Below are 11,584 nucleotides of genomic sequence, written 5' to 3'. Positions count from 1 at the left end.
ACGGGGATCCAGAAATAAGCGGCGCTTGCATATTTACTCATTCTCTAACGACTCATCCTCGCCGATAAAGAACGGCTCTTCATCGTCTTCGGCGGTACCGAAGGTATCGTGAAAGTCCACCACCTGGTCGGCGACCTGGTGAATTTTTTTACTGTAATTGGCTAAGTGAAACAAGGCCTCACCCTCGTGTACCAGGGGCAGGTGAGTTAGACCAATCACAATGGCCTCGGCCGGGGAATAAACCGGCACCTGGGTTAAGCCCACCGGATCTGTAATGTACGCCAAAATGGTGCGCTTTTTTACCCTCGCACCCAGGCGAACCATGGTGCGCATGACCCCGCTGGACGGTGCGCGTACCCAGCGGCTGTCGTCGGCAATGGCGACCTCCGAGACTTTACGGGCACGGGATTTACGCGGCAGCATGGACAGCTCGCGCATTACGTTGATCACCCCGCGGGTGCCGGCGCGAATACTAAATTCGTCAAAGCGCAGCGCCTCGCCGGCTTCGTATAACAGCAGCGGAATATTCTTATCTGCCGCCGTTTGGCGCAGCGAACCCTCGCGCAATTTGGCATCCAGAATAACCGGTGAGCCAAAGGCCATAGCCAGTTGGCGGGTTTCTTCGCCGCTTAAGTCCACCCGAATTTGTGGCAAATTAGTGCGGTGGCGAGCGCCGGTATGCAAGTCAATGCAGTGGGTGCAATGGTCCAGTATTTCATTGGATAAGGTGTGCGCGACGCGTCCGGCCAGCGAGCCCTTTTCACTGCCGGGAAAACAGCGATTTAAATCTCGTCCATCGGGCAGGTAGCGCGCCTGATTTAAAAAACCGTGCACGTTTACCACCGGAATCGCGAGTAGGGTGCCGCGCATCTTGTTCAGCTCTTTAATGCCCAGCACCCGGCGGATAATCTCGACGCCGTTAATTTCGTCGCCGTGTACTGCGGCGGTTAAAAGTAAACACGGGCCCGGACGCTTGCCGTTAATCACATGTACGGTCAGTCCCACATCCGTGTGGGTGTACATGGCGGCCAGGGGGATGTCGACACTTTTTTGTTCCCCCGGAGCGATCTCCTGACCGCCAATGGTTACCGTTTGGTTACGGGTACTGCTCATCCTTTACCTTTGGTGCGGTTGGCGTGAGGGCGGGCATTTTCTTCAATAAACTTAATAATGGCACCGGCGACATCTTTGTTGGTTGCGCCCTCGATACCCTCAAGTCCGGGCGAGGAGTTTACTTCCATAATCAGCGGCCCACGCGAGGAGCGCAGCACATCCACCCCGGCGATTTTCAGACCCATGGTTTGCGCGGCCTTGATCGCGGTGCTGCGCTCGTTGGGGTTTAGCTTGATCAGCTGCGCGCTGCCGCCTCTGTGCAGGTTGGAGCGAAACTCGCCATCGGGGGCGGTGCGCTGCATGGCGGCGACCACCTTGTTGCCAATGACCAGGCAGCGGATATCACTGCCGCCGGCCTCTTTAATAAACTCTTGCACCAAAAATTCGGCACGCAGTTCGCGGAAGGCTTCAATCACACTCTCGGCGGCTTTGGCGGTTTCCGCTAACACTACCCCCCGGCCCTGAGTGCCCTCGCACAATTTAACCACCAGCGGGGCGCCGCCCACGAGTTTAATCAGTTCTTTGGTGTTGTGAACATTGTGGGCAAAGCTGGTGCGGGGCAGGCCAATGCCCTTGCGCGATAACAGCTGTAAGGCGCGCAGTTTATCTCGCGAGCGTCCCAGTGCGACCGATTCGGTCAGACAGTAAACTCCCATCATCTCAAATTGGCGAATTACAGCCAGGCCGTAATGGGTGACCGAGGCGCCAATGCGCGGAATCACCGCATCGAAGTCCTCGAGTTGCTCGCCCTTGTACCACATTGCGGGCTTGGAGGGTGTAATGTCCATATAGCACTTGAGGATATCGATGATGTGAGCTTCGTGCCCGCGCTCTTCGCAGGCCTCGACCAAGCGGCGAGTGGAATAGAGGTTTTTGTTGCGAGATAAAATGGCAATTTTCATTTAGAGTCCTAATTAAATTGGGTGAATGTGCGCGTCAGTCTGGGCCTATGGGGCCTCATGGTTTTCTTTGCTGCCGCCGCATAAAAACGATTGTTCCGGGTCTACCTGAAAATGGCCCGCCAGGGTGTTGCGTCCTAACAGCATACGAAACAGCATTGACTCGCGATTAGTCAAGGTGAGTTCCGTGAGATGGGTGGACGAGTCTATTTGTATCGCAGTTTCTATCACGTAGCGCTCTTCTTTGTGGCCACCCGAGTCGGTGACTGTGCGCTGGTCTTTTACCGGTGCCTCGCAGATGACTTCGGGCTCGTCAGTGCCCTGTTTGGGATGTAGGCCGAAGCGCACCCACTGGCGTTCATCGCGGGTAAAGGGCTCCACAAAAAAAGCATGAAGCGCCGAAGTCTTGGCCCCAGTATCCACTTTGGCTTTTACATGAAAGCCCCCAAAATCCGGAAAACACACCCATTCACGCCAGCCAACGCAGGTTCTCTGTGTTTTACTCATGCCATTCTCTCGGTTAAATAATCAACGTGCTTGCAACTATAGCAGCTATTAACCGCACCGTAATACGGCTGTCTTGGGACAGCGTTTAGTGTTCAAAGTAATACCGGGTTAGAGAGCAATAAAAAGCTTTTGCGTTTTTCAAAAACTGTGATAAATAGCGCAGGTTTTATGGTTGCGGAGTATCCGCTTTGGGCTTTTCGTGAGAGGTATTAAAGATGACTGTAGACCACGATGACGACACCTTGATGGACCTACAAGAGCAAGATCGGGCGCAGGAGCAGCCGGTCAGTATTAAGGACAGCAACCAACGCCAACTGGAAATGCGCCGGCGCCTGGAAGATCGCCTGGAAAAAAGGCGCCTGCGCGACGAGCTGGGTTTTGACGAGCTCTGGGACCCAGAGATTTAAACGGCGGTGCAAGGTCTAACCGCGAAGACTCTTAACCCGGTAACTATGATTGTCAGGTTAATAACGGCGCAGAATGCGCCGACGCCAGGCCGATCTATCGACAAGTAGGTTGCCTAGATACCCCTCGGGGAGGAGAACCGCTCCCCTGAGGGGCGCGTTCATGCTATTTTATACGCCATATAGTTGTAAATTAGGCGTTCGCTTGTCATTTAGGTATTTGTGGTTGGTTAAGTTTAATACTCTGTGCTCTACTACACAGAGTGATCAATAATAACAATGAACCCATTGGGTACTGCCCATGAATAACAAAATGCGGCTTGAAAAAGCACTGTTGGTTTTGGTATGCCTGACTGCTTTAGCGATCTTCGGGCAAGACTGGCTGTTGCGCGAAACCGTGGTGCTTGAGCCTCATTCGCAGTCCAATGTGCGCCTGTATGGCGATGCCATTGCCGGCGGCGCCACCCAAACCCAGTTGCTGGAAAACCCCGATGGTGCGCTGCAGTGGCGCTGCGATCTGAATGCCGGCAATCCCTATCCCTATTGCGGGATGGAGATCTTTCTTACTCAAAGCCGCTCGCAGGGCCTGGACATGAGCGACTATCGCACAGTTCGCCTGTGGTTGGATTACGAGGGTACGAACAAGTCGGTAAGGGTGTTTTTGCGTAATTTCGACCCGCGCTACAGTACTGTCAGCGATAATATTTCCACCAAGTATAACCAGGTAGAGTTTGCCGCCAGCTCCCCTCAGGGTTTTTACGAGCTGAGCTTTGGCGATTTTTTTGTGGCTAATTGGTGGCTTCGTGAGAAAGATATTCCCCCCAATTTGAGTCACCCACAGTTCGATAATCTGGTAAGCATTGAAATTCAAAGTGGTTCGACCCACAGATTAGGTGAGCAGAACTTCACCCTGCACCGTATCGAGCTGATAGGGCAGCGCTATGGGACCGCCGACTGGTATCTCGCCATTATTATAGTCTGGGCCCTGCTAGTGCTGGTGTTTTTGCTCTATCGCGTGCTGCGCCTGACCGGTGAGTTGCGCGAGCGCAAGCGCCGTGAACAGGAATTGATTGAAGTAAATGCCTTGTTGGATAGCCGCAGCCGCGAACTGGAAACCCTGGCTAAAACCGATAGTTTAACCGGGGCATTTAATCGTCAGGGAATCGAAGAGGCGGTAAAGCAGGGGCTGTGGGAGTGGCGTCACAGCCGCAAGCCCTTTTCTATTGTGATGATGGATGTCGATCACTTTAAAGCGGTGAATGATCAATACGGTCACGCAGCCGGTGACCTGGTACTGACAAAAATATCGGCGCTGGTGCACGAGCATATTCGCGCCACAGATTTATTTGCCCGGTGGGGCGGCGAAGAGTTTGTGCTGGTGTGTCGCAATACTCGAATGAATTACGCCGAGCATGTCGCTCGCAAACTAAAAGATTTAATTGCCCAACAGGATTTTGCTGAGATAGGCCGGGTGACCGCCAGTTTTGGCGTTGCCAGCCTTAAAGGTGGTGAGGGCGTGGATGCGCTGTTTAAAGCCGCTGATAAAGCCTTGTACCTTGCCAAAGAGCGCGGCCGCAACCGCGTGGAAGTGGCGCCGCGATAACGTTTACACGTCTTCGTCACTGCATTGGGTGCGAAACAGCTGGCCGTCCTCTAAACGCAAAGCGGTAAGACAGCCCCCCCAGACGCAACCGGTGTCCAGTGCGGTAACATTGCGGGCGTCGGCGCGCCCCTCCAGAGCCGCCCAGTGGCCAAAGACAATGCGCTCGCGGCGACATTGGTGGTCAGTGTGCGCAAACCAGGGCAGGAAGCCGCGCTGGTGTGACCGTCCCGGTGCCGCCTTGTTATCAAATTCCAGCTCGCCCTCGACCGTGCAAAAGCGCATACGGGTAAAGTAATTGGTAATCACCCGCAGGCGTTCGTAGCCCAGCAGTCGGTTGCGCCAGCGGTTGGGTTTGTTGCCGTACATATTGGCCAGAAACGCGTCAATATAATCGCTTTGCAGCACCGCCTCGACTTCCCGGGCCAGCGCCTGGGCCTGACCCAGTGTCCAGATGGGGGGAATGCCCGCGTGTACCATGGTGTAGTCCAGCTGTGCGTCGGTATACAGTAGATGGCGGTGGCGTAGCCAGTGAATCAATTCGTCGCGGTCGGGAGCCTGTAGCAGAGCATCCAGAGTATCGAACGAGCCTTTCTTTTTGTGACCATAGGCCACCGCCAGAAAATGCAGATCGTGGTTGCCCAGCACGGCGGTAACGCAGTCGCCTAAACCGTGTAAAAACCTTAGGGTGGCGAGCGAGCGGGGGCCGCGGTTAACCATATCGCCCGCGACCCACAGGCGATCATAGGTGGGGTCAAAAGCTACCTGATCAAGCAACCGTTGCAGCGGCTCCAGGCAGCCTTGAATGTCGCCGACAGCGTAAGTACTCATAGTTTCCCAACTTTAATGGAGTGCGCCCGGCTGTACCAGCGCAAAGGCGGGAATCGGGGTTTCAAACTCACCGCCATCGGCGTGGCGCATTTGGTAGCTGCCCTCCATGGTGCCGCCCTCGGTTTGCAGCACCGCGCCGCTGGTATAGCGGTATGAACTGCCCGGCTGGATGGTGGGTTGCTCGCCTACCACGCCCTGACCTTTGACCTCTTGCACCTGATCGTCGGCGTCGGTAATACGCCAGTAGCGGCTTACCAGTTGCGCCGATTGCGCGCCGTGGTTGTGGATGGTAATGGTGTAGCGGAATGCATAGCGGCTTTGCTCGGGAGCCGATTGCTCGGGTAAATAGCCGGTTTCAACTTCAATGTGTATCTCGTTCATGGTCCTTCGTTTAATCGATCGTCTATGGCGTCGCTTAGGGCGACAAAATCGGCCAGGCTGAGAGCCTCGGCGCGTTTGGTTATATCCACCGGTAAGCCTTCCAGCTGCTCAGCACCCAGCCAGGTTTTCAGCGCATTGCGCAGGGTTTTACGGCGCTGCCCGAACGCGGCGGTCACCAGTTTTTCCAGGGTTTTAATATTGCGTGCCGGGTGGGGGAGTGTTTTGTAGGGCGCCAGGCGGACAATGGCTGAATCTACCTTGGGCGCCGGGTCAAACGAGCCCGGTGGTACATCAAACAACCAGTTGACCTGGCAGTAGTACTGCACCATTACCGACAGCCGTCCATAGGCTTTTTCGCCGGGGGCGGCGGCAAGCCTTTTAACCACCTCTTTTTGCAGCATAAAGTGCATGTCTTTCACTTGATCGGCGTAGCTAATCAGGTGAAAGATAAGCGGGGTAGAGATATTGTAGGGCAGGTTGCCCACAATACGCAGCGGTTTGTCGGCTTCGGCGAGTTGGGCAAAGTCAAATTTAAGCGCATCCGTTTGATGCAAGCGAAAGCCCGGATGCTTTTCAAAGCGCACTTTAAGCCAGGGCACTAAGTCCCGGTCCAACTCAATGACGTGAAGGGTTTCGGCGCGCTCGGCTAAGGGCTCGGTCAGCGCACCCTGGCCCGGACCAATTTCCACAATGATTTCACCCGCTTTGGGACTTACCGAGCGCGCGATTTGCTGAATAATGGTGTGATCGATCAGAAAGTTTTGCCCAAAGCGCTTGCGCGCGCGGTGGGGGTTGCCCGGGGTGTAATTCATGAGTTTGTCAGGTGTCCACGTGCCTGCGCCATATTGCAGGCATAGTTAAGGGCGGTATGCAGGCTGCCGCTGTCGGCCCGGCCGCTACCGGCCAGATCCAGCGCGGTGCCATGGTCCACCGAAGTGCGAATAATGGGCAGGCCCAGGGTAATGTTAACCGCCTGGCCAAAGCCTTTGTATTTAAGAACCGGCAGCCCCTGGTCGTGGTACATGGCCAGTACTGCGTCGGCATTTTGTAAATATTTGGGGGTGAATAGGGTATCCGCTGGCAGGGGGCCGTTTAAGGCAAAGCCCTCGCGGCGCAAGCGCTCTAACACCGGCTCAATAACCTCGATCTCTTCGCGGCCCAGGTGGCCGCCTTCGCCAGCGTGGGGGTTTAGCCCGCACACCAAAATCTGGGGCTCGGCGATCCCAAATTTACGCTGCATGTCTTGTTGCAGAATGCGGGTGATGGCCTCCAGCCGCTCGGGGGTAATAGCCGCTGCCACATCCTTTAGGGGGAGGTGAGTGGTCACCAGGGCCACGCGTAGCCCCTCGGTGGCCAGCATCATCACCACCAGCTCGGTGTCGGTGCGCTGGGCCAGATACTCGGTGTGGCCGCTAAAAGCGATGTCCGCTTCGTTAATGACCCCTTTGTGCACTGGGCCTGTGACTAAGGCGTCAAAGTGGTGGGCAGTGCAGCCGTCGATGGCGGCGTCTAGTGTGTCCAGCACATAGCGGGCATTGGCAGGGTTTAGTTGCCCCGCCTGGGCCGGTGCCTGCAGGGCGATCGGCAGCACGTTCAGCTGGCCTTGGGGGGCGGGCGCGGCTGGCGCCTGGGCGCTCACTTCGCAAATAGTTACGTCCATTTGCAGCTGGCGGGCGCGCTCGGCCAGAAGCGCCGGGTCGGCGATGGCGACAATATCGTGTGTCTGGTCAGACTGGGCGAGGCTCAGGGCCAGGTCGGGGCCAATGCCCCCCGGCTCGCCGGGGGTGAGGGCAATACGTAAAGGTGCGGTTGTCATTAACCCTCCGCATCCTCCAGAGTTTCGTCTTTAATATCAATGTAGGCATTGTCGCGCAGTTCGATCTGCCACACTTGCAGTTCTTCGTTAAAGCGTCGTTCGCGCATCATTTGTGCGGCTTTGTTGCGAATGACCACATCGCTTAAGTCTTCTTGGCGACGATCGACCACCTGCAGAATATGCCAGCCAAATTGGCTTTTAAAAGGTCCGGCAATATCGCCAATCTCGGTTTCGCCCATGGCCGTTTCAAAAGCGGGTACAAAGGTGCCCGGATTGGCCCAGCCGAGGTCACCGCCACTGAGCATGGAGCCGATGTCCTCGGAGTTTTCCCGTGCCAGTTCGGCAAAATCGGCGCCGTTTTCAATTTGTTGTTTAAGCTCGTTTAGCTTTTCCTGGGCGGTCTGATCATCCATGATTTCGCTGGTTTTGATCAGAATGTGGCGCGCTTTGGTTTGCTGCACCAGCTGCTCGCCGCCACCGCGTTGCTCCAGATTTTTGAGAATGTGAAAGCCCGCGCCCGAGCGGATTGGCTCGCTCACTTCGCCCACTTTAAGCTCACTCACCACGCCGGCGAACAGCTCGGGCAGCTGGGCCAACTTGCGCCAGCCCAAATCGCCGCCTTCCAGCGCGGTTTGATCGTCCGAGTAGGTGATGGCCAGCTGCGCAAAGTCGGCGCCGTCTTGCAGTTGCTGATAGATCGACTGAGCTTCCTCTTTGGCGGCTTCGACCTGCTCGGCGCCCTCGGAGGATGAGGCGCTGATTAGAATATGCCCCAAGTGAAAGTCGGGCGATGTCGCGAACTTGCCGTCGCTGGAGTCAAGAAAGTTGTCGATTTCCTGATCGGTGACGCGAATACGGTTGTTTACCACGCCTTGTTGAACCTGGTTTAACAGCAGGTCACGGCGCACCTTTTCGCGCAGGTGGGCCAGGGTCATGCCATCGCTGGCCAAGCTGGCGGCCAGCTCGTCCATGCTGTTCAGGCCGTTGCTGACCATAATTTGTTGCAGGGCATCGTTCAGTTGCTGATCGGGGATTTCGATGCCATAGCGGCCCGCTTCCTCCAGTTGCAATTGCTCCAGAATCAGCTGATCCATAATCTGTTTGTTAAGCACATCTTCGGGTGGCAGCTGTTGATACTGGCCCTCTAGCCGCTGCATAACGGCGCCTTTGCGCTCGTCGAATTCGCTTTGCAACACGACACCGTCATTGACTACGGCAATAACCCGGTCAATGATTTCGGTTTCGGCATGGCTAGGGACTCCCAGACCGAGCAATAGGGTGCATCCCAAGGTGGCCAGGGTGTGCCGGAATCCGGTTTTTATGGTGTTTGTTTGCATATTCACTTCACTGCGTTTTAAAAGTTGTCTTCACGTTGTTCATAGCCCAGTACCGTTTTGCCCAGCAGGCTGCCAATGCGGTCGCTGATACTGCCCAGGCCTTTAAACTGCAAATCCACCATCCAGCCGTAGTCGTAGTCGTTGCTGTCTACGGTCTCGAGGGTGTTGCCGGTGTTGTAGTCAAAGTTAAGCCACTTGCGCCACATGACCCGCACCCGGTAGCAGCAGTCGCTGTATTCGAGCCCCGCGTAGGTGTCGAGTTCCATATCGAAGGTAAAATCGTAGTTGGCGCGCGCCATAATGCTCCAATTGTTCGACACCGGCAAATAGGCGGCCAAATCCACCTGGTCCATACTGCGATCGTAAATAACATCCGGGTTGGGCTCCTGCCCCTCAGGGATGTCGGTCACGCGGCGCATATAGCGGTAAGTTAGGCTTACCAAGCGGTTGTCTTCGTCGGCATACTCCAGCACGGCGCTGGAGCTGGACATATAGTCTTCGTTTTGGTTATAGAGAATATCGCCGGTAAAATTAAAGCGATCGCTCACGCGTGCCGTGACACGACCGGCAAACTCAGACCACTCGTAGGTTTCCTCGACCGGTTGGTTATTGGGGCGAAGCGCGACTTTGGGGGCCTTAAAGCGGTGGATTTGTCCCACGCCTACGCTGAAATACTCCTCACCAGTGCGCGCGGATAAAAACCGGCTGGTGACACCCAGTGCCAGCTGGTTGGCATCGTCAATACGGTCATAACCGGTATAGCGTGTGGTGCGGAACAGCTGGTTGTAGTCAAATTTGATATAGCGTGCATCAAATTCGATGGGCGCGTTCACGTCGTTCAACGGGTGGTAGATGTCCGAGTGATCTTCGTAATCGCTGTAAAAATACAGAGCGCGCGGTTCTAAGGTTTGAATGTAATCATTGCCGCCCAGGTTGCCAAAACGTTCAAAGAATAAACCCATATCGAGGCTGGCCTGGGGGACTACCAGTGAGGGCGAGCTTGTGTTGGTGGCCGGTAATGGCTCGGGCCCGCTGGGATCGTAATCGGCTTGCTGCAGGTCGTAGCTTAGGGTTTTTACTCCTACTTTGGGGGTTACAAAGCCCCACCGCCAGCGTTTATCCCAAGCGAGGTTGTAGTCGGTGTTAAGGCGGCTGCCCACCACCAAACGTTGAGTAGGACGTTTATAATAACGAGTCAAATCAAACTCGGTGTATTGGTTGTCCAGGGTGATTTGCCAATCGCCCAAACGGTACTGCCCCAAAGCAAAAACGTGGGGCAGCTCTTTATAGGGCTTTTGCTGGATTTCATTCAGGTAGCGGGTCTCGCGGGCGTAAGCCCCCAGGCGCCAGGCGTCGGCGGCGTAGCTGATCTCGCCGAATTTTTCTACGTTAGACTGATGCTCAATATCGATATCGCTGGTGGTAATGTCCCTTAAATAATCGACATCGCTAATTTCCGTATAGTTGATGCGGGTTTTCAGGCGCGAGGTCTTGCCTCCCGATTGGTCCACACGAATCATCCAGCGCTCGTCGCCCTTGTGAGGGTAGGCTTCTTCGGGGGTTAACTCGCCCGTGGCGATGTCATTTTCGGCTTGGCGGTCGTAGCCGCCCTCGTCGTCAGCCAGGTAAGCACCGGCGATCTCTGTTTCAAAAAAGCTGTTTAAATGGCGAAATTCTCCGCCCCACAGCATGCCCCGTCTTTGCATATAGGTGGGGGTAAAGGTGGCGTCCATTTGTGGCGCGATATTCCAGTAAATTGGCTGTGAGTACTCGAAGCCATTGCGCTGGCTGGTGCTAAAGGTCGGGAATAGCAGCCCGCTCTGGCGCTCGTCCCCCACTGGGAAAATCAAGTAGGGAACATACAGCACTGGAATATCTTTAATTTCCAGTCGGGCGTGACGCGCCGTGCCCATGTTGTCGACATTGTCAATTTCCAGCTCGCTGGCGCGAATCTTCCAAAATTCGTCGTCGGGTTCGCAGGTGGTAAAGCTGCCGTCTGTCAGGCGAATCAGGCGGTCACCAAATTTATCCAGCTTTTTTGCCTCGCCGTGAATGCGGGCTTGGTGCAATACGAACTCGGCTTCGCGCAGATTGGCGTCTTTGTTGGCCGTATTCACTTTGGCTGAGTCGGCGTAAATCAGCAAACCATCCTCGCGCAGGGTAATATTGCCGTCCAGCTCAATTGTTTTTTGTGTCTGGTTAATCCAGGCACGGTCGGTTTTTAGCAAGCGAGGGCCCTGAGAGATCACCACGTCTTCTTCCAGCAGCATAATATTTTCGCCACTGGCGCTAGAGCGATTGGCTTCAACCTGAATGGGGATTTCTCCCAGGCTTATGCCAGTGCCGTTGCCGACAGTTTGATAGGGACTGATGTAGGCTCCGCAGCACCCCCTGGGCAGAGCATCTACTGCCTCGGGGGGCAGCTCCTCCAGCGGCACCCAGTCCAATCTGTGCGAGGCGCCCTCAGGAGCCGCCTGGGCGCTTGTTCCAACAGCCGCCATCAGGGCGACCAACGCTTTTAAAGGTCCGAATTTTGGAGTTTTAACTGCCATTTATTGCTCTCAAACTATCGCCATGTGCCGGGCACGATTAATGTGCTTGCTCAGGGTGCGAGCCCTTTGGGTCGCCTGCCATTGCTAGGTATGCAAACGCTGAGAATGCCGCGCATTGAAACCCCAATGCCTGGGAAAAGCACC

At 55.4% G+C, this 11,584-nt stretch carries 11 protein-coding genes; 2 read left to right on the top strand and 9 right to left on the bottom strand.

What is annotated here, in order from left to right; translation table 11 throughout:
* Positions 1–33: 33 nt before the first annotated feature.
* From M6D89_RS08790 to M6D89_RS08780, 3 genes are read right to left on the bottom strand one after another with little or no spacing between them, the layout of a single operon-like run.
* On the bottom strand, positions 34–1,113 hold the full coding sequence (locus M6D89_RS08790; RefSeq protein ID WP_253967640.1) for a succinylglutamate desuccinylase/aspartoacylase family protein: 1,080 nt from the start codon (positions 1,111–1,113) through the stop codon (positions 34–36).
* The gene (rimK, locus tag M6D89_RS08785) at positions 1,110–2,015 is read right to left on the bottom strand and encodes a 30S ribosomal protein S6--L-glutamate ligase (RefSeq protein ID WP_253967639.1); all 906 of its coding nucleotides are present in this window, start codon (positions 2,013–2,015) and stop codon (positions 1,110–1,112) included. Before rimK ends, M6D89_RS08790 begins: the two co-directional genes overlap by 4 nt.
* A gap of 45 nt (positions 2,016–2,060) precedes the next feature.
* The gene (locus tag M6D89_RS08780; RefSeq protein ID WP_253967638.1) at positions 2,061–2,519 is read right to left on the bottom strand and encodes an ATP-dependent zinc protease family protein; all 459 of its coding nucleotides are present in this window, start codon (positions 2,517–2,519) and stop codon (positions 2,061–2,063) included.
* Positions 2,520–2,734: 215 nt separating this feature from the next.
* Between M6D89_RS08780 and M6D89_RS08775 the strand changes: the two genes are divergently transcribed.
* Together M6D89_RS08775 and M6D89_RS08770 are read left to right on the top strand one after the other, a co-directional pair.
* The gene (locus tag M6D89_RS08775) at positions 2,735–2,926 is read left to right on the top strand and encodes a PA3496 family putative envelope integrity protein (RefSeq protein ID WP_253967637.1); all 192 of its coding nucleotides are present in this window, start codon (positions 2,735–2,737) and stop codon (positions 2,924–2,926) included.
* A gap of 298 nt (positions 2,927–3,224) precedes the next feature.
* On the top strand, positions 3,225–4,526 hold the full coding sequence (locus tag M6D89_RS08770; protein WP_253967636.1) for a GGDEF domain-containing protein: 1,302 nt from the start codon (positions 3,225–3,227) through the stop codon (positions 4,524–4,526).
* Between the two features lie 3 nt (positions 4,527–4,529).
* Here M6D89_RS08770 and M6D89_RS08765 read toward each other — a convergent pair whose 3' ends face one another.
* From M6D89_RS08765 to M6D89_RS08740, 6 genes are read right to left on the bottom strand one after another with little or no spacing between them, the layout of a single operon-like run.
* On the bottom strand, positions 4,530–5,354 hold the full coding sequence (locus M6D89_RS08765; protein ID WP_253967635.1) for a symmetrical bis(5'-nucleosyl)-tetraphosphatase: 825 nt from the start codon (positions 5,352–5,354) through the stop codon (positions 4,530–4,532).
* Between the two features lie 12 nt (positions 5,355–5,366).
* Positions 5,367–5,735, bottom strand: coding sequence for a Co2+/Mg2+ efflux protein ApaG (gene apaG / locus M6D89_RS08760; protein WP_253967634.1), 369 nt, complete (start codon positions 5,733–5,735; stop codon positions 5,367–5,369).
* On the bottom strand, positions 5,732–6,547 hold the full coding sequence (gene rsmA / locus M6D89_RS08755; protein WP_253967633.1) for a 16S rRNA (adenine(1518)-N(6)/adenine(1519)-N(6))-dimethyltransferase RsmA: 816 nt from the start codon (positions 6,545–6,547) through the stop codon (positions 5,732–5,734). The genes apaG and rsmA overlap by 4 nt, the downstream gene beginning before the upstream one ends.
* Positions 6,544–7,551, bottom strand: a complete 1,008-nt coding sequence (gene pdxA / locus M6D89_RS08750; RefSeq protein ID WP_253967632.1) for a 4-hydroxythreonine-4-phosphate dehydrogenase PdxA — start codon at positions 7,549–7,551, stop codon at positions 6,544–6,546. Before pdxA ends, rsmA begins: the two co-directional genes overlap by 4 nt.
* Entirely contained in the window at positions 7,551–8,888 is a 1,338-nt protein-coding gene (locus tag M6D89_RS08745; RefSeq protein ID WP_253967631.1) for a peptidylprolyl isomerase, read from the bottom strand. The genes pdxA and M6D89_RS08745 overlap by 1 nt, the downstream gene beginning before the upstream one ends.
* A 17-nt stretch (positions 8,889–8,905) precedes the next feature.
* Complete coding sequence (locus M6D89_RS08740) at positions 8,906–11,440, bottom strand: LPS-assembly protein LptD (RefSeq protein WP_253967630.1); 2,535 nt, start codon at positions 11,438–11,440, stop codon at positions 8,906–8,908.
* Positions 11,441–11,584 lie beyond the last annotated feature (144 nt).

The organism is Gilvimarinus xylanilyticus, from assembly GCF_024195295.1.
Lineage (GTDB): Bacteria > Pseudomonadota > Gammaproteobacteria > Pseudomonadales > Cellvibrionaceae > Gilvimarinus > Gilvimarinus xylanilyticus.
Note: the sequence above shows the minus strand (reverse complement) of the source record. Positions and strands in the feature narration are given on the sequence as shown.